Genomic DNA, 16,221 nt, shown 5'->3' with positions numbered 1-16,221 from the left:
TCGCCGACAGCAGACACGAGTTGCCCGTTGTGCACACTCAGGACGGCTTTCACGTCGTCGGGCAGTGGGCGGCCGATGGTCCGCTCCAGCGCGAGAAGTTCCATGGGGCGGGCGGGATCGGCCAGGTTCTCATATGCCAACGGCACGTTGGTTCGAAGCCAGCTGACATATTCATTGAAGACTTCGAGCGCGCGCACGCAGTCAACCTAGCAAGATCGATTCGTGCGGTTACGGTCAAGCGGCACCGCCGATTCGATGCCTGCGTCTCCTGCCCACGTGCGGTGCTCAGTCGTTGGTCTTTGCTGCGGGGACACGGCCCAGGTCGCGGTCCTTGAGCCGATAGCTGTCTCCCTTGAGGGAGATGACTTCGGCGTGGTGGACCAGGCGGTCGATCATGGCGGCGGCGACGATGTCGTCGCCGAACACCTCTCCCCAGCGGCCGAAGGGCTTGTTGCTGGTCACGATCAAACTCGCCCGCTCATACCTACTGGAGACAAGCTGGAAGAACAGGTTGGCGGCCTCGGATTCGAACGGGATATAGCCGACCTCGTCCACCACAAGAAGCGGAATCCGACCCAGCTTGTTGAGTTCTGCCTGCAGTTTTCCGGCCTGATGGGACTCGGCCAGCCGCGCCACCCATTCCGCGGCGGTCGCGAACGCGACCCGATGCCCGGCCTGGCACGCGCGGATCGACAGCCCGATCGACAGATGGGTTTTGCCGGTCCCGGGCGGGCCCAGGAACACCACGTTCTCCTTGGCGGTGATGAAGTCCAGGGTTCCCAGATGAGTGATCGTGTCGCGTTTGAGGGATCTTTGGTGGTCGAAGTCGAACTCTTCCAGCGACTTCCGCGACGGGAACCGGGCCGCGCGGACGCGACCCTCGCCGCCGTGGGCTTCGCGGGCCGCGACTTCGCGTTGCAGACAGGCAGCGAGGAACTCCTCATGGCTCCAGCTCTCAGCACGGGCGCGCTCGGCGAGCCGGTCGACCGCGCCGGCCAGCGTCGGTGCCTTGAGAGCTCTTTTTCGGAGCCGACGTTGCGGGCACCGTTGGTGGATGTCTTGGTGGCCATCAGGCGATCCCTTCACTGTCGAGGTCGAACAACCGGTCGTAATCGGACAGGCGGCGATGCTCGACACTGGTGTCGAACACCGGCACCGCCGCCAGGCGCCGCGCGCGCCGCAGCTCGGCCGCGGCAGCGACATGAGCAGGATCGCTGAGTGTCTGATGGGCAGCCCAGCAGCGTTGATGGCGGCCGACTTCGCTGCCGCCGCACGTGATCACCACCTGCGACAGGTCGGCGCGGATATCGACATGGCGGCCGATCACTGAGGGGTGAACCGAGTAGTCGTTGGAGTCCAGCCGCACATAGTGATCGCGCGGCAGCCGGGTCGATAGTCGCTAGCCGACGACGGGGTCAACCGGCGGCAACTCGAGCATCGCGCTGCGGTCAGCGGCCCAGCGGTCGACCGGGCGGCAGCCCAGGCGACGATGCTGTCGCTGGTTGGCCTTGTCGAACCAGTCGCTGAGCTGGTCGTTGAAATCTGTTGGGCCGGTGAAGGTTCGGCCGGGCAGGAACGAGGTTTCCAGATAACCGTTAGCGCGTTCGACCAGACCCTTGGCTTCAGGATCGCCCGGTCGGCATTGGATCACCTTGATACCCAAAGTTCCGCGGAAGGCGTTCATCGCATCGGTCAGCTGCGGCTTGCCGCCACGCCATTGCCCGACCGCGGATTCGTTGTCCCACACCAACACTCGCGGCGCCCGACCCCACCGGGAAATCAGTTCCCAATGCCCGGCCAGCAGATCCGGGCTTTGGCGCGTCGGGATCATCACCGCCGCGATCATGCGCGAATACCCGGTCACCATGACCAGCACCGGCGGGCGACCGGCATGCCCGAACCCGAACGGGACATCGACCGGCGGGAACCATAGATCGCATTGGGCGAGTTCACCGGCCTGATACTCGGTCCGCGAGGCCGGATCGGGTGGTTTGAACAACGGCCGCAGCTGGGCGACCCGAGCGAAGAATACGGTCTTGCCGCGTTGCCAGCCGACCCGTTCCATGATGACCGTTGTCGGCATAGTCGGGAACTCGGCCAGCAGCCTCCGGATCTGCGGCTCGAACGCGTCCACGGCCGAACCGGTCGGCGCGCGTTGATATTTCGGTGGTCCGTGCGAGGCCAGAGCCTTCTTCACCGTGTTCTTCGACACTCGCAGATGCCGGGCTATCGCCCGGATCGGCATACCCTCAGCGCGATGCAGCCTGCGGATCTCCGCCCAATCCTCCACGTTCAACACCTCGTGATTCGCCACAGGGTGGTGGGTCAGCCTTCACTCGGAACCAGAAGTTCAGTATTGGACCGGAATCGACAGCAGCATGTTCAATTCGTCGTACAGCACCCCTATCGGACCCTCGACTCGCACCCGGCCATCGGATCGGGATCGTTCGGTCTCGATCACAAAATATTCGTAGCGCAGGCGCGATACCTCGGTGATCACACTGGAGCCGCCGAGATGGGCGGCGATCACGATGTCGCCGCTGGCTCGCTCGAACTCTCCGGTGTCCAGGTTGAGGATGTACCCGAAGATGCTGCCGTTGTCCGGGTCCTGTTCGAGCCAGCCAGTGCGGTTGTAGTACTCGAAGTACGTCGAGAATTCAGACACCCGGTAACCTCTCTCGATCAACCAGACACAGCGACTCCGGCGTGTACGACCCACACTCGAACTCGGATCCACCGTGAGCATCATCGCCGAACCTATCCGCGACCTGAAACCGAACGCGGAACGCCTCCGCCCAACGCACTCATCTGCCGCATACCGCGCTGACCGAACCGGCCAGCGCCGGAAGCGTGGAAGATCAACGGGCAGCAGGGTATCCGACCCTGCCGGACTGGAAATCGTCAGCACCCAGCATGGACGAGCTCAGGCGTCGGGCAGGTTACCGAGCTGGTCGAGCGCCACCTCGTACCGGCCGATCCCTATACAGAGGTCGATCGTGGCGACCTGACGGTCTCGGTCGGTGGCCACAAGGTCGCATGTGATTTCCAAGGGGATCGGATACGCGGCATCGTGAGTCAGTTGGTCGTACTCCTGGAATTCGGGCACCTTCGCGACGAAACTGGCGGTGCTTCCATCCGCCTGCCGGAACTGAGCCTCGACCCACCCAGGAAAATGATCGTCTTCGTACCGAACTGCAACTGCCTTGATGTACGTCATCGTGTGACGGATCTTCTCACCATGTCGTCGCACCCGCAGTACGGATTGGCGTCACATCGGCGGAAGGACGTCCTAACATGCCGCTGATCGCGCTGACCGAACCGGCCAGCGCGAGGCGCCGACGGCCGGAACCTGGTGCGGCGCGGAGCGCACGCTCATGCTGAATTCAGTGCAGTGAGCGGTTCATGGTGCCAGAGGTGGCCAGGTTGTGAACTTGGCATCTTGAACGCGGTGGGTGATCTGTCGATTTCGCTGCTTCGGAGTCCATCCGTTGCGGAGAGCCTTGCGAATGATCTCCGCGACCACACCGGGCGTGATGACTGTGCCGTGGTCGACCCAGGTGACCATGCGTTGTCCCTGGCCTTCGGCGATCTCGACGACGATGGCGAGACCAGGTTCGTCGTCAGGTGCGACGACCCATCTGAAGCGCTCGCCGTCAACGTCGAGAATTCGAGTTCCCGTGCGCGCCAGACCCATCACCCCACTCAACACGATGAAGCCCCAGAACTCGAATATCCGCTCATGCCGCATACCGCGCTGACCGGACCGGCCATCGTCTGCAGGTCGGGGATCAACGAACTGCGGCCAACCGAGACGGCCGAACGGCGTGTGATTGGTACCGGCGCATTCTGGCCGAATCTCTATGGCAGCCAGCCGGATGCGCCACCGGCCAGGATCTACAGTGAGGTTCTGGACGGTTGGATCGAAAGTAGGAAGACCGAAGTTGAGCGCTGGTTTCCCCGATGGCGGAGCACGTAGAGGGTTCGATCGGGCTGCCGCCGAATCGGCCGCAGCCGACTTCGTACCTCCCGAGCCGGGTATGTGGTATCTCCAGGTAACGCGGACCCGCGTCAGTGGGAATGAACCGTTGGTGACGCTCTCGGAGTTGTTCGACGATGGCACCGAGTTCCGGAAGATCCAGCGATTTCCGGATGGTCGCACGGGGCTCGCCGGAGGATCCATCGATACCGAACTCACGTGGTTGGACGAGGAACCGGTCCCCAGCATCGAAGACCTCTCGAACGACCCGAACCTCCACGCCGTTCGGATATCTCCGTCGGAGTTCCAAACGGAGTGGCTGGTTGCCGGCGGTTGGTGACTGACCGCGAACATCCTCAACTGCCGCATACAGCGCTGACCCGACCGGCCAGCGTGGGGCGGCGGAAGATCAATGGGCAGAGCGCCGCACGGCCGCTGGCAGTGCGCGTTCATGCCGATGAGCGCGAGCCGACTGTCCCAGCCCGGGAACAGATAGAGCGCGCTCACACGAACGATCGCTGTGATGCGGTCCTGTAGCTGCGCTACCTAGAGGGCCCATTCGTAGCCTGTGACTTCCGCGGGGATGAACTGATGGTCGTCTGGAGGGCACGTGGCGTGGCCGAACAGCGCGGTGATCTGTAGCGCGGTCGCAGGTTGCCGCGCGGTCATCGCAAGTTGATATAGGCGAGCGCCCAGACCATTCAACTGGTCTGGACTTGCCGGGATCAAGGGGACATGGATGACGTTACCCAGCCCGTAATCGACTGTGCAGGTGAATGTTCCGCCTCTGCCCAGGCTCAAACAGATGGTGGTGCCGCATGCCGGACAGTCAAGTTCGAGTTCCTCCTCGATCAGGCAATCCAGCTTCTCGGCCCATACCGTCTCGTCCTCGAAGGCCAGCATGGATTGCAATCGACCGATGAAGTCCTCCGGAGCGTGATCCTCCTCGCCGGGAGCTACCGCCAGATCGTCGTGAACCATGTTCAGCAACAGCGTGATTGCGACATCATATTGTCGAGCCTCCTCTGCGACTCCGCCGGCGTTGATGAGGACCCCGCTCGCCAGCGTGATGGCATCGGATCGGGCATCTGACATTCCAGTCGCTGCCACATGGGCCAGCGCGGGCAGAGCTGCGCACGCATCCACCGCACCGTGAAGGTGATAGAGCTCGTTCCAAAGCTCGCTCCAAATGGATCGGTCCGTCTCGCCATCGGAGAGGCGTTGCAGAAGGGAGGCGGCCTGGGGGCGAAGCTGGTTTGGCACGATCGCAATTCAACCACCGTGCCAGAACTGCGGTTCAACAACGTAGTTGGACCGAGTATCCGCACATGTCGCTTCCCGCGCTGACCGAACGGCCAGCGCAGACTGCGGAAGGTCAACCAGCCAAGGCGATCCGAGGTCCGCGAACAGCCCGCCGTCCCGATCGTGGTGCGTAGCATCAGCGGACGGGTCCATCTGCGCAGAGGTTCAGCGCACCGGCGAGAAGCTGGTTCATCATGGCGAAGGCATCTGAGTTTTCGGACATCTCGATTGGCGCCGATCTCGTGGTGACTTTCTCGACATTCACCTTCAGAGCCAAGGATGGGGGGATCGCTGGCGACGAGATCAACTCGTCAGCCCGCCTGCGGTGCGAATGTCCAGTGCGGGCGTATTTCAGAGGAAAATGATGGTGCGCCTATCGAACGACCGGGTACCTCTCGAATGCCAGTCATCGTGCGCCGGCGAATGCATGTCCGATGCGCATGGGCTCAGAGTGCTTGCCAAGTCCAGGGCTTTGGTACCAGCCCTCGGAGGCACGCGATCCGGTGCTTGGCTTCGGTCGCGGCGGATTGCCGGGTATCCGATCGGCCGAGCGCGAAAGCGACCCACCGGAACTCTTGAATATCGGCAAGCACCCGGTAGTCCGGCCACCGGGTCACGTCGTAGCCGCCGTAGGCATCGACGAAGCTTCGATACTGGTCGTCGGTGATTCGGTGGAAGTCGGTGTGGTCGACTGCTAGTTGAATGAGATCCCATTCGGGCCAACCCACCGACACTTTGTCGAGGTCGAGCACTGTGGGTTCACCGGACGGCGGCACCACCAGGTTTCCTTGCCAGGCGTCGCCGTGTATGACGCATCGCTGCGATGGCTCGTCCAGTTCGTCATAGCGCTGACGCAGCCGTGCGTACTGCTCCAAAAGCCAAGCGCGGTCGGCTTCGGTGATCGTGGTTGCGGACTCGACGGGTTCTCGGACCCCGTCGAATGGCGCGTATGCCGGAAGTGGGAAGTCGATCGGGGGCGTGAGCGCGTGTAACTGGCGGAGCATTCTGCCCAGCTCTTCGGGGGTGGACGGCCGGTGATCTGGGATCAGAGTCCACCAGGTCACGGGCCGTTCGTCTACGAGCGTCGGTTGTGGAATCGAGTTCACCGCTTCGACGGTCGTGATCCCATTTTTGTTGAGCCACTGCGAGATACGCAGCTCTCGCTGTGCCGTCCGATAGCTGTGTGGCTGGCCGACCCGCGCCACGATGCCGTCGGGCAATTCGAATATCGCGTGTGAGCCGTCGCGGACGGTTATCGCGCCACGGGCATCAACGTTGCTGAGTTTCGCCGCCCGGTTCAGCACCTCGGCGGCGGTCGCCGCCTGCTGCCTGGACTGGTTCATTTGGATACCCCAGACGTCTCACAGTCGTCTGTAAGCGCGCTGTACAGGTCGTGGACCTCGGGGATGGCGAGATGTTTGATCGAGGCGCGAGACAGCACCTGCAATTCATCGCGAATGCGTCGGGAGTGAAGGGTTTTCGCGTGGGCAGCGGCTTGCATGCCGAGCTTGGTCGCTTCCTTGGGGTCGCCTATCCGCATGGTCAGCGTGGCCAATCGTGTGAGCGAAAAAGTTCGTGACCGAGGGTAGCTTTGGCCCTGTCGTCGGATGGCTTGGCCAATTCGTGGTGCTGCCAACTCCATTTGGTTGCGCGCCAAGGCGACCGGGATGAGGGCCTTACCGGTGCTGCCCAGGTGCTCGGCTTCGTCGTAGTAGCACATCCAGGGCGCATCTTCGCCGGGCGTGCTGTCGGCGAAATAGTCGTCTGAACGTGTGATCTCGGCCAACGTCTCGTCCGTGCGACCGAGTGCGGCAAGGAACTGTGCGCGTAGCGCGCTGAGCATGGCGCGGGCGGTGGCCGAGAGTCGATCGGAGCGAACTTGGGCGAGTTCGATGAGTGACAGCGCGTCGTCTGCGCCGCTGGTATACGCCGTCGTTCGGGCCATGTCGGCGAGCGTGCTCGCTCGTAGTTCCCACGATCCGGCGGCGTCTGCGCACCAGAGGGCGAATCGGGAGTGCTGGTCTGCGGTGGCGAAGTCGGCGATATCGAAGGCAGCAAAGGCTGCGACGCCGCTCAGGTTTCCAACCGCCTCGAATAATGCCCGACGGGTATCGGCTGCGGTCCTTCCTCGCACGAGCGGCGCGAACGCGTAAAGCTGTTGACTGGCAGCGGTATTGGCAGACCCACCGCCGTAAAGGTTCTCGGCAGTCGCGGCACGGCGGGTGGCTTCTTTCACCTGCTCGACATCGGACCACGCCACGGTTCCGACGCACCCCGGCTCAGGCGCGTACGCGGCGGGCACGGATTCGAGGTTGAACGGGCTGAGCACATTGGAGGTGAGCGACTTGCCGGGCTCATCCGTGGTGGCGAGCGAGGTCACGGCCATTCGCCGCCTCGCCTGCCGATCGCCGTCCGCCTGGGCGCGAAGGGCGACAAGCGCACCGTTTGCCTCCAGCGCGTTGTCGATTGCGGCAACAACCTCGGGCGAAGGGAGATTGGAGTCCTCCCACTCGGTCATGGTGACGTACTGGCGTGAGTAGCCGATCATCGACGCCAGTACGCGCTGAGATATATCCGCCTCTTTCCGTAGGCGCTTGATCTCGCGCGCCAGTTGATCGGCAACCGTTGGCGGTCGCCGATCGGGTTCGATCGTCGGGTCACCCTCACCCCTGGTCATGGGTTCATTCTGGTCTACCGCGCGGGGATGGCAAGTCCGCTTTCGTAGCGACTTGCCATCTTTCTTGCCTGGCCAACGCCGCGGTTTGCTCGTTGTGAACGACACCGCGAATCGCGCGGCTCGCATCCAAACGATGAAGGAGCACTGATGAACCGAGGCAACAGGCTCTTCATGTTCCCTGGTGGCGTGTTGGAGCTTCAGGCCAGCGGGGACGAGTCCGAGGACCATTTGGGGTTCTACCTGGAATTCCTCGAGTTCGGCGGAGACGACGGCGAGGATGAGTTGCCGCAAGAGAGGGCGGATATGCGTTACAGGCCAACGTGTTTGGGATACCTTCGGACCGATGTTTCCGGAGTTGCCCAATTGTGGGACCAGAGCCAAATCCGCAAACTCGCAACACGTTTGGGCTACGACTTCGCCGACATGGTGGTTTACGACCCCCGTTTCGGGCGGCCACCGTTGGCGCGGCTGAAGGCGCAAGCGACCCGGTTGGACGCGGAAGCGGTCATAGTCCCCAGCCCCGAGCATTTCGAGGGCGCGGAGATACCGGGGACGCTGGTGCGGCAACTCGACGTGATCACCGTGACGCCGGAGGAGACCTACGCCCGGCGCATGATGCCGCCCTTTCGGGATCTCCCGCCCGCTCGTGCGGACGGCGCGTAGGCGCGTGGGTCATCGGACCGGCTGTGTCGGTCCGGACCCATCACCGGTTACGGCCGTGGTGTCCGTGGTGCAAGAACTGGGGCGACGGCGGCGACATCCACGAACCCTCGCCCGACCCGGCCACATGAACACAGTGACCGCATAGCACGCGCGAGCGTGGTCCAAACATGTTGTAAATCAACCTTTTATGACTGACTGACAAACCCAGGGGTTGTCGTGTCCGTGCTGATCGAATTCGCTGCGTTGATACTGTCGTGCGTCGGTGTCGTGGTGGCCGTGGGGTGGGGCGTCTGCGACGACCCCGCACCGGCCGAACCTGCGAAGGATGAATGGCTGCTCATCGCCGACGGCCGCACATTTCATCGCGTTCCGGTCGCCAACTCCAACCGCCTACACGGCCGACACCGTGCATAGATCGGCCATCGCTCCACGTGCCTCGGGCCTGCGCTCGGCCGCTCTGATCCTCGAGTGTCGGCGTCCGATCCCGGAGCCGGATCTCAGTTCGTCGCAATGGTCTTGCGGTGCACCGGGCCGTGCGCGTCCTGGCAGTGCGGGATGTGGTCGTGGTCCTCGTCGGGGCATTCCGCGTGGTCGGTGTAGTCGACCTGCAGCACGCTGTGGTCGATGTGGTGCTTCTCGGCCAGCATGTGGGCGACCGCGGCCCGCACCGCCTGACTGTCGGTGTCCTCGGCGACCAGGATGTGCGCCGACAATGATGGGGTGCCCGAGGTGATCTCCCAGATGTGCAGGTCGTGCACCTCGATCACGGAGTCGACCGCGGCCATCTCGGCGCCGATCTCGACCGGGTCGAGGTAGGCGGGCGCGGCCTCGAGGAAGATGCGGCCGGAGGCGCGGACCAGGCCCACGCCGGCCTTCACCATGAGCACCACCACGATCAGGGTGGCGATGCCGTCGGCGCGGGCGAAGCCGGTGAGCATGATGATCAGACCGGCGACCGCCGTGGCGATGAAGGCGAACAGATCGTTGAGGATGTGCTGGTACGCGCCCTCGACATTGAGGCTGGTGCGGTTGGCCTTGCTGATCATCCAGCCGGCCAGCACGTTCACCACGATGCCCGCCAGCGCGGTGACCAGCACCAGGCCGCCGGTGACGTCGGGCGGGTCGATGAGGCGGCGGATGGCCTCGTAGGTGAGCCAGCCCGCGAGCCCCAGCAGGGTGAGGCCGTTGGCCTGGGCGGAGAGGATCTCGGCGCGCTTCCAGCCGTAGGTCATGCGGCCCTCGGCGGGCCGGGCGGCCAGGCGGATGGCCCACAGCGCCAGCACGATCGAGGCGGCGTCGGTGAGCATGTGCGCGGCGTCGGAGAGCAGGGCCAGCGATTGGGCGACCAGACCGACGACGACCTCGCCGAGCAGGAACACGACGATGACGGCGAGCGCGCCGGCCAGCCAGCGTTTGTCGCTGTCGGCGGTCGCGCCGTGCGAATGCCCGGCGTGATCGTGTCCGTGTGAATGCCCGTGGTCGCTCATAACCCTCCTCCGTTGCCGCTCGAACAAGACCATATGCATAAATCGCTATGTGTGCAATGTTTGGGACACGTTCGATTCGACCGGATTGCCTGAAATGTGCTCCGACCTGGTCATGAGAGATCGCGGAAGGTCATGAGGAACCCGGCGAAGGCGATCACGACCGCTCCGCCTCCCCGCGCTTCGCGATGAAACCCAGCGCCCGCAGCCACAGCCAGGGCCAGTCCCGGACCCAGAGCCCGGTGAGCATGACCCCGACCAGCATCAACGCCCCATAGAGGGGGGTCCGCTGCGGATGGCGACCCATGACTCCTGCATACGCCTTTTCCCGCGATCGGGCATGCGTGACCCGCCGGGTCCATAAAATCGAGAGGGTGAACGCAATCCTGACAACCATCGGTGTCGTCGCGGTGATCGGTCTCTCGGGCGCGGCCTACGCGGCCTTCCTACTCCTACGGGGGCGTAAATAATTCGCTGACAATGGTTTTCACGCCGTCCATGATCAGCTCTGCACGCGCGGCCAGGGGTAGAAGGCCAGGTGGATCAGCAGCACCACGAGTCCGGCGAGCAGGAGCGCGGCGACCGGGTGCGCGCGTCGCTCCAGGTAGCCGATGGTGCGAAACAGCGTGGGGAACGGGACATCTCGGGTGAAGACCATGGCCAGCACGCTGGGCACGACGACCCACATCAGGGCGATCAGTCCGTAGAGCACGTACGCGCCCAGATAGGAGTGCGGGTTCATGCCGCGGTCGGTGATGGCGAACAGCACGCCGAAGGCGTAGGTCGCGAAGGCTGCCGTGAGATAGCCCGCGCCCAGCAGCGTGATCACCGAATCCGTCTTGGTGACGCGGCCGTTCACGGTGATGGTGCGTCCCGCCACCTGCTGTACGACGGGTTCGGGCGGGGTGGTCAGTTGCGGGACCGCGTAATAGGCGAGCAGCACGATCACCGTCACCACGACCACCCGCACGATCGAATGCTGGGTCTCGAGATGGCCGACCGTGTTCGAGATGGTGGGCCAACTCGCCAGGCCGAACACCGATGCCAGTTCCGATACGGCAATGGCCAGCGCGGCCAGACCCCACATGCAATAGCCCCAGAATTCGACCGAGTGACCCGCGGGTGCGGGTACGAGCTTGGGGCCGATAACCTCCGTCATGCTGCCGTTGTAGCACTGAAATGGGGGTCTACCTGCGAGTATGTGCAGTCGATGCCAGGTTGTCACGGGTCCGACACCTCGTGGTACCGGCGGGTCGGTTCAGGTGTGCCGCAGTCGATTAGGACCGCGGGGTCCGATTCCAGCGACCCGCCGGTTCACCGCTACTTGCCGTCCGCGGTCAGGCGGCCGGCGGCGCCCCAGCTGTCCGCGGGGGTCTCGTGGATCCAGACCTGCACGGCCTCGGCCGGAATCTGATACGCGTCCACGAACGCGTCGGTGATGCGGCGCACCAGATCCCGCTTCAGCTCGACGGTGCGGGGACCCTGCTGCACGGTGACGATCGGCATGATGTTCTCTCTTTCGTGAAATCCATTGGGACTGAGAACAGTTCACCGGATATTTCGACGCCGACCAATGGGCAGCTCGCGCACGCAGCGATAAGCGATCCTTATCGCCGCGCGCTCGCCAGCAGCGCGCCCAGCAGGCGCAGATTCGGCGAGGCCGCATCAGCTCGCACGGCCAACGCGATCGGCAGGCTCATCCCCGGATCGGCGAAGGGTCGGAACGCGACCCGTGGGTTGTGCACCTGCCGGGCATTGGAGGCGTACACCACCGTCCACATGGGCGAGCCCGCGCCGATGGCGGCCAGGGTGTCCTGCAAGGTGGTCGACGAGGGCGCGGGTGTCGGTTCGAATCCGGCTCGCGCGCACGCGGTCAGCACCAGATCCACCAGGGCCGGGTGATTGCGTCGCTCGGTCAGCCGCAGCGGCACCGCGGCAAGATCGGCCAGTCGCACCGAATCCTGGTTCGCCAGTGCGTGTTTGGCGGACAATGCCACCACCAGCGGATCGTCCCAGGCGGGTAGGAAGTCCAGGTCCGGGGTCTCGCCGGGCGCGGGGGAGCGGACGAAGGCCGCGTCCAGACTGCCGTCGGCCACCTGTGCCAGCCGGTCACGCACGGGCAGCGCCACCAGTTCCACCCGCACCCCGGGCGCCTGCTCGGCGAAGGTGTCCAGGACCGCGTCCAGTCGTTCGGCGAGCCCGGTCACCGTCCCGAGCCGGAAGACCTCCGCACGGCCGCCCGCCAGATCCGCGACCGACGCCCGCGCCTGATCCGCGGCGGCCAGCACGGCCCGGGCCGCGGGCAGGAAACGCTGGCCGGCCTCGGTGAGCAGCACCCGTCGCGGGGAACGGTCCAGCAGCTGCACCCGCAGGTCCCGCTCCAGCCGCCGCACCTGCTGACTGACGGCCGGCTGCGCGATGTGCAGGCGCTGGGCCGCGCGCCCGAAATGCAATTCCTCGGCGACGGTCACGAAGTACCGCAGTTGGCGCAACTCCATAATGCTCAGGCTAGATAGCGGCCGTACCAATCGATCACGCGCCGCCAGGCTTCGGCGGCGGCGGTGGGCTGGTAGCGCGGGCCGGTGTCATTGAAGAAGGCGTGGTCGGCGTTCTCGGCGACATAGCTCTCGTGCGGCAGACCGGCCTGGTCCAGGGCGGCCTCGGCGGCGGGCCGGGACGCGTCCACCCGGGTGTCGAGCGCGCCGTAGACCGCCAGCACGGCGGCTGTGGAGCCGGTGACGTGGCCGCCGTCGGGGAAAGGGCCGTAGAAGGGGGTGGCGGCCGCCAGCTCGGGGGTGCCGGAGGTGAGCAGCAGCCAGGTCAGGCCGCCGCCGAAGCAGAAACCGGTGGCGGCCAGCCGCTTTCCGGGTACCCGCCGCCCCAGTTCGGTCAGGCCCGCGCGCAGGTCGGCGAGGAAGCGATCCTGGGGAATCCTGCTCAGGGCGGCGGTGGCGGCGGCTTGATCGGTGAAGGTGGCGGTGCCGCCCTCCTCGGAGAGCAGATCCACGGCCAGCGCCGAATACCCCGCGCCCGCGAAACGGCCGGTCACCGAACGGATGTGGTCGGTCAGGCCGCGGTTCTCGTGAATGACCAGCACGCCGCCGCGCGGCTGGGCCGCCTCGGCCCAGGCGGCCTGCAGGGTGCGGCCCTCGGGTCCGGCGAAGGTGATGGGAGTGGCCGGTACCGCGTTCGCGGCGCCGGGCGGCGCGGACGACGGGCTCGCGGAAGGACCGGCGGCGGTCGTGGTGGGAGTCGACTGCTTGGCCGATTCCGCGCAGGACGCCAGCAGCGCCACCGCGGCCGGCGCTCCCATGCCGAGCAGACCCAACCGGCGCAGCGCCTCGCGGCGGCTGAGCAGGCCCTCGACGTGGTCGGTGGCGATTTCCTCTGCGATGTAGCGCTGCAGCGGCGTCATGCCCTCAGCCTAGGCCACCCCACCGACGCCGGTCCCGGAGAGAACGCTGTGGAAATGCTCGAGGCACGGGTTACCGGTAGGCGTTGATGTCGAACGCCCCGTTGGACCGCCGGAACGATTCCGCCGAGTCCGGCCACAGCAGGGTGACGCGACCGGTCTGCTCGTCGCGGTACCAGCTGGTGCACCGGCCCTGGGTCCAGACGGTGTCGCGGGCGCGGTGCTCGATATCGGCCATGGAGGATTCGACGGCCTCGGGCGTGACCTCCAGGACGGTCTCCGGTACCGCGGCCAGGTGGTCGAAAGCGCTGAGCACGTAATCGATCTGGGTCTCGATCACGTAGATGGCCGAGTTGTGGCCGAGCGCCGCGTTCGGGCCGTCCAGGACGTACATGTTGGGGAAGCCGTCCACGGTGGTGGAGGCGTGGGCCGCCATGCCGTTGCTCCAGCGTTCGGACAGCAGGGAGGTGCGGCCGTGGATGCGTTTGGCGATGGACGGGCGGGTGGCGTTGAAGCCGGTCGCGAAGACCAGCACCTCGAGGTCGTGGGCCTGTTCGCTCGCGGCGATGGCGAGGCCGTCGCTGATCCGGGTCAGCTCGGTCGACTCCAGCCGGACATTGTCCTGTTGCAGGGCCGCGTAGTACTCGTCGGAGAACAGGATTCGCTTGCAGCCGATCTCGTAATCCGGGGTGAGCCGCCGCCGCAGTCCGGGATCGCGGACCTGCCCGGCCAGGTGGTCGAGCGCGCGGCGGCTGAGCAGATCGATCTCCGGGTGCCGGCGGCGGCGCGCGGCGATGCTGAGCTCCGCCTCGGCGAACAGCTCGTCCCGCAGCGCGGTGATGGACTGCGGGTCGGCGGCGAATCCGGCCAGTTCGTCGGGGGTGTAGAAGCGGTCCCCGCGCGGCAGCACGTAGGCGGCGGAGCGCTGGAAGACCACGACCTCACTGGCCTCGCCCGCCAGCCGCGGCAGGATCTGCACCGCCGACGCGCCCGTGCCCACCAGTCCGACCCGCTTGCCGACCAGGGAGACCTTCGGATTCCAGCGCGCCGAATGCCAACGGCGGCCCCGGAATTCGGTGAGATTCGCGATCGGCGGGATCTTGGGTTCGGTCAGCCGCCCGGTCGCGATCACCAGATTCGCCGCCGAGAACTCACCCTGTGCGGTGCGGACCCGCCAGCGCTCCTCGGCTTCGAGCCATTCCGCCTGTTCCAGTGCGCAATTCAGCCGCAGATACGGTTCGAGGGCTTCCTGCTTCACACAGGAGCGCAGGTAGTCGTGAATCTCCGCGCCCTCGGCGAACACTCGCGACCAGCGCGGATTCGGCAGGAACGAGAACGAGTACAGGTGCGCCGGAATATCGCAGGCCACACCGGGATAGCGGTTGTCGCGCCAGGTGCCGCCCACATCCTCGGCCTGTTCGATGATCACGAACGATTCCCGGCCCCGGCGGGCCAGCTGGATGCCCATGCCGATACCGGCGAACCCCGCGCCGACGATCAGGACGTCGACCTCTTCCGGGGCAGGTGCCACGGTGACATTCGAAGCCATGGCGTCAGATCCAGCCGTACTGGGTGGTGCGCTGCCGCAGGGTGCGGCCCAGCTCGCCGGCGATCCGCTCGACATCCTCGACGGTGAGGGTCAGTCCCGCCTCGGGACCCGATTCCGGCGCGAGCCGCCCGTCGAGCAGCAGCCCGCCGAAATCGTTGGCGCCGCAGTTCAGCAGCTCGACCGCCGCCGTCACACCCAGCCGCGGCCAGGCCGCCTGGATATTGTCGATCCGCCCGTGCAACAGCAGTCGCGCGACGGCGTGCACGGCCCGGGACTGCCGCCGCAGGCGTTCCGGCACCTCGGGCGTGCGGTATCCGGCCGCCGCGGTGACGGGATCCATGGGCATGGCGATGAATTCGGTGAAGCCGCCGGTGCGGTCCTGAATCTCGGCGAGCAGCCGCAGATGCGCGAGCTGCTGCGCCGGCGTCTCGATATGCCCGTACACCATGGTCGCGGTGGAGGTCAGTCCCGCGCGATGCGCGGCCTCGATCACCCGAACCCATTCGCTCACCGGCAGATCCGGCCCGCCCTTGAGCCGGGCACGGACGTCGTCGTCGAGAATCCGTGCCCCGGTGCCGGGCACCGACCCGAGCCCGGAAACCTTGGCCCGCACCAGGAATTCGTCCAATGGCACTCCCAGCCGCGCTGCTCCGTCGAGCAGCTCCTCGGGCCGGAAGGCGTGTAGATGCAGGGGTGCGCTGCCGGTGACGGCCGAGACCAGCGACAGATAGTCGTCATCACTGTCGGCGGGCAGCGGGCCCTGCATGCAGATCTCGGTAGCGCCGAGCTCATACGCTTCGGCGACGAGGGCGGCCAGCCGATCCCGCGCGGCCGAGCCCGACACCGCGGCCGTGTCCAGGTTCCGATTCACGACATAGGTAACGGCATCGCCCACACTCTGCTTCCGCACCGCGTCCGCGAGTTCCCCCAGCCGGTCCAGCTCGGGGCCGTCGGTCTCCAGCAGCGCGAGGTACCCCGCGTCCGGCAGGCCCGCGGGATTCCGCTCCGCCTCGGCCAGCCATTCCCGCACCTGACCCACGTCGGGCGACCCGACCTCGGCGATACCACCATCCACGATCGCCACGATACCGCCGCCCTTTCGGACCGCTACCGCGCCCGCTGGTGGCCGGGACTTCCGTGCGGACACGCGTTCGGCCC

General features: G+C 65.8%; 17 protein-coding genes, 1 tRNA gene and 4 pseudogenes. 5 read left to right on the top strand and 17 right to left on the bottom strand.

What is annotated here, in order from left to right; all coding sequences use genetic code 11:
- The 5 genes and pseudogenes from ACFV4K_RS27955 to ACFV4K_RS27935 form a co-directional block, all read right to left on the bottom strand.
- On the bottom strand, positions 1–197 hold a 197-nt coding region (locus tag ACFV4K_RS27955), incomplete at its 3' end, for a hypothetical protein (protein ID WP_379278895.1).
- A gap of 88 nt (positions 198–285) precedes the next feature.
- Positions 286–1,070 (bottom strand): annotated as a pseudogene (gene istB, locus ACFV4K_RS27950) (IS21-like element helper ATPase IstB).
- A pseudogene (istA, locus tag ACFV4K_RS27945) lies at positions 1,070–2,299 on the bottom strand (IS21 family transposase). Before istA ends, istB begins: the two co-directional pseudogenes overlap by 1 nt.
- Positions 2,300–2,350: 51 nt before the next feature.
- Positions 2,351–2,665 (bottom strand): hypothetical protein, encoded by a 315-nt coding sequence (locus ACFV4K_RS27940; RefSeq protein WP_379278894.1) that lies wholly within the window; start codon positions 2,663–2,665, stop codon positions 2,351–2,353.
- Positions 2,666–2,923: 258 nt separating this feature from the next.
- The gene (locus ACFV4K_RS27935) at positions 2,924–3,217 is read right to left on the bottom strand and encodes a hypothetical protein (protein ID WP_379278892.1); all 294 of its coding nucleotides are present in this window, start codon (positions 3,215–3,217) and stop codon (positions 2,924–2,926) included.
- Between the two features lie 231 nt (positions 3,218–3,448).
- Between ACFV4K_RS27935 and ACFV4K_RS27930 the strand changes: the two genes are divergently transcribed.
- The gene (locus ACFV4K_RS27930) at positions 3,449–3,976 is read left to right on the top strand and encodes a hypothetical protein (protein ID WP_379278898.1); all 528 of its coding nucleotides are present in this window, start codon (positions 3,449–3,451) and stop codon (positions 3,974–3,976) included.
- Positions 3,861–4,316: a DUF6881 domain-containing protein gene (locus ACFV4K_RS27925; RefSeq protein ID WP_379278891.1), complete on the top strand. Its 456-nt coding sequence runs from the start codon at positions 3,861–3,863 to the stop codon at positions 4,314–4,316. The genes ACFV4K_RS27930 and ACFV4K_RS27925 overlap by 116 nt, the downstream gene beginning before the upstream one ends.
- 206 nt (positions 4,317–4,522) lie before the next feature.
- Here the strand turns inward: ACFV4K_RS27925 and ACFV4K_RS27920 are convergent, their stop codons facing one another.
- From ACFV4K_RS27920 to ACFV4K_RS27910, 3 genes are all read right to left on the bottom strand, one after another.
- Complete coding sequence (locus ACFV4K_RS27920) at positions 4,523–5,239, bottom strand: hypothetical protein (protein ID WP_379278890.1); 717 nt, start codon at positions 5,237–5,239, stop codon at positions 4,523–4,525.
- A gap of 485 nt (positions 5,240–5,724) precedes the next feature.
- Entirely contained in the window at positions 5,725–6,621 is an 897-nt protein-coding gene (locus tag ACFV4K_RS27915; protein ID WP_379278888.1) for a phosphotransferase enzyme family protein, read from the bottom strand.
- On the bottom strand, positions 6,618–7,955 hold the full coding sequence (locus ACFV4K_RS27910; RefSeq protein ID WP_379278886.1) for a helix-turn-helix transcriptional regulator: 1,338 nt from the start codon (positions 7,953–7,955) through the stop codon (positions 6,618–6,620). The genes ACFV4K_RS27915 and ACFV4K_RS27910 overlap by 4 nt, the downstream gene beginning before the upstream one ends.
- 147 nt (positions 7,956–8,102) lie before the next feature.
- Between ACFV4K_RS27910 and ACFV4K_RS27905 the strand changes: the two genes are divergently transcribed.
- Both ACFV4K_RS27905 and ACFV4K_RS27900 read left to right on the top strand, forming a co-directional pair.
- Positions 8,103–8,618 (top strand): hypothetical protein, encoded by a 516-nt coding sequence (locus ACFV4K_RS27905; protein ID WP_379278884.1) that lies wholly within the window; start codon positions 8,103–8,105, stop codon positions 8,616–8,618.
- 216 nt (positions 8,619–8,834) lie between these two features.
- Positions 8,835–9,032 carry a hypothetical protein gene (locus ACFV4K_RS27900; RefSeq protein WP_379278883.1) on the top strand — a complete coding sequence of 66 codons (198 nt, stop codon included), beginning with the start codon at positions 8,835–8,837 and terminating at the stop codon, positions 9,030–9,032.
- A gap of 83 nt (positions 9,033–9,115) precedes the next feature.
- On the opposite strand, the gene ACFV4K_RS27895 is transcribed toward ACFV4K_RS27900, so the two are convergent.
- From ACFV4K_RS27895 to ACFV4K_RS27875, 5 genes and pseudogenes are all read right to left on the bottom strand, one after another.
- Positions 9,116–10,105: a cation diffusion facilitator family transporter gene (locus tag ACFV4K_RS27895; RefSeq protein ID WP_379278881.1), complete on the bottom strand. Its 990-nt coding sequence runs from the start codon at positions 10,103–10,105 to the stop codon at positions 9,116–9,118.
- 154 nt (positions 10,106–10,259) lie between these two features.
- A complete protein-coding gene (locus ACFV4K_RS27890) occupies positions 10,260–10,409 on the bottom strand; it encodes a hypothetical protein (RefSeq protein ID WP_213558133.1) in 150 nt (49 codons plus the stop codon).
- A 195-nt stretch (positions 10,410–10,604) separates the two neighbouring features.
- Complete coding sequence (locus tag ACFV4K_RS27885) at positions 10,605–11,261, bottom strand: hypothetical protein (protein ID WP_379278880.1); 657 nt, start codon at positions 11,259–11,261, stop codon at positions 10,605–10,607.
- 161 nt (positions 11,262–11,422) lie between these two features.
- Positions 11,423–11,614 (bottom strand): annotated as a pseudogene (gene dmpI, locus ACFV4K_RS27880) (4-oxalocrotonate tautomerase DmpI); the annotation flags it as partial.
- 95 nt (positions 11,615–11,709) lie between these two features.
- Positions 11,710–11,922: a hypothetical protein gene (locus ACFV4K_RS27875; protein WP_379278897.1), complete on the bottom strand. Its 213-nt coding sequence runs from the start codon at positions 11,920–11,922 to the stop codon at positions 11,710–11,712.
- On the opposite strand from ACFV4K_RS27875, the gene ACFV4K_RS27870 reads away from it, so the two are divergent.
- Positions 11,894–11,970: transfer RNA gene (locus ACFV4K_RS27870), tRNA-OTHER, on the top strand. The two genes, ACFV4K_RS27875 and ACFV4K_RS27870, sit on opposite strands and share 29 nt — an antisense overlap.
- 456 nt (positions 11,971–12,426) lie before the next feature.
- Here the strand turns inward: ACFV4K_RS27870 and ACFV4K_RS27865 are convergent.
- The 4 genes and pseudogenes from ACFV4K_RS27865 to ACFV4K_RS27850 form a co-directional block, all read right to left on the bottom strand.
- Positions 12,427–12,600 (bottom strand): annotated as a pseudogene (locus ACFV4K_RS27865) (LysR family transcriptional regulator); the annotation flags it as partial.
- A gap of 5 nt (positions 12,601–12,605) precedes the next feature.
- On the bottom strand, positions 12,606–13,517 hold the full coding sequence (locus tag ACFV4K_RS27860) for a dienelactone hydrolase family protein (protein ID WP_379278878.1): 912 nt from the start codon (positions 13,515–13,517) through the stop codon (positions 12,606–12,608).
- Positions 13,518–13,587: 70 nt separating this feature from the next.
- Entirely contained in the window at positions 13,588–15,045 is a 1,458-nt protein-coding gene (locus ACFV4K_RS27855; RefSeq protein WP_379278877.1) for a flavin-containing monooxygenase, read from the bottom strand.
- A 22-nt stretch (positions 15,046–15,067) separates the two neighbouring features.
- A partial coding sequence (locus ACFV4K_RS27850) for a hypothetical protein (RefSeq protein WP_379278875.1) occupies positions 15,068–16,221 on the bottom strand: 1,154 nt, incomplete at its 5' end.

It is taken from the genome of Nocardia sp. NPDC059764 (assembly GCF_042732555.1).
In the GTDB taxonomy this organism is placed as follows: domain Bacteria; phylum Actinomycetota; class Actinomycetes; order Mycobacteriales; family Mycobacteriaceae; genus Nocardia.
This window is presented reverse-complemented; position numbering and strand designations above follow the sequence as displayed.

Excerpts from the sequence above, each read along its gene's own strand:
- ACFV4K_RS27925 (WP_379278891.1), top strand. The coding sequence starts at position 3,861 with ATGGCAGCCAGCCGGATGCGCCACCGGCCAGGATCTACAGTGAGGTTC.
- ACFV4K_RS27890 (WP_213558133.1), bottom strand. The coding sequence starts at position 10,409 with ATGGGTCGCCATCCGCAGCGGACCCCCCTCTATGGGGCGTTGATGCTG.
- ACFV4K_RS27905 (WP_379278884.1), top strand. The coding sequence starts at position 8,103 with ATGAACCGAGGCAACAGGCTCTTCATGTTCCCTGGTGGCGTGTTGGAG.
- ACFV4K_RS27860 (WP_379278878.1), bottom strand. The coding sequence starts at position 13,517 with ATGACGCCGCTGCAGCGCTACATCGCAGAGGAAATCGCCACCGACCAC.
- ACFV4K_RS27915 (WP_379278888.1), bottom strand. The coding sequence starts at position 6,621 with ATGAACCAGTCCAGGCAGCAGGCGGCGACCGCCGCCGAGGTGCTGAAC.
- ACFV4K_RS27885 (WP_379278880.1), bottom strand. The coding sequence starts at position 11,261 with ATGACGGAGGTTATCGGCCCCAAGCTCGTACCCGCACCCGCGGGTCAC.
- ACFV4K_RS27895 (WP_379278881.1), bottom strand. The coding sequence starts at position 10,105 with ATGAGCGACCACGGGCATTCACACGGACACGATCACGCCGGGCATTCG.
- ACFV4K_RS27910 (WP_379278886.1), bottom strand. The coding sequence starts at position 7,955 with ATGACCAGGGGTGAGGGTGACCCGACGATCGAACCCGATCGGCGACCG.
- ACFV4K_RS27935 (WP_379278892.1), bottom strand. The coding sequence starts at position 3,217 with ATGACGTACATCAAGGCAGTTGCAGTTCGGTACGAAGACGATCATTTT.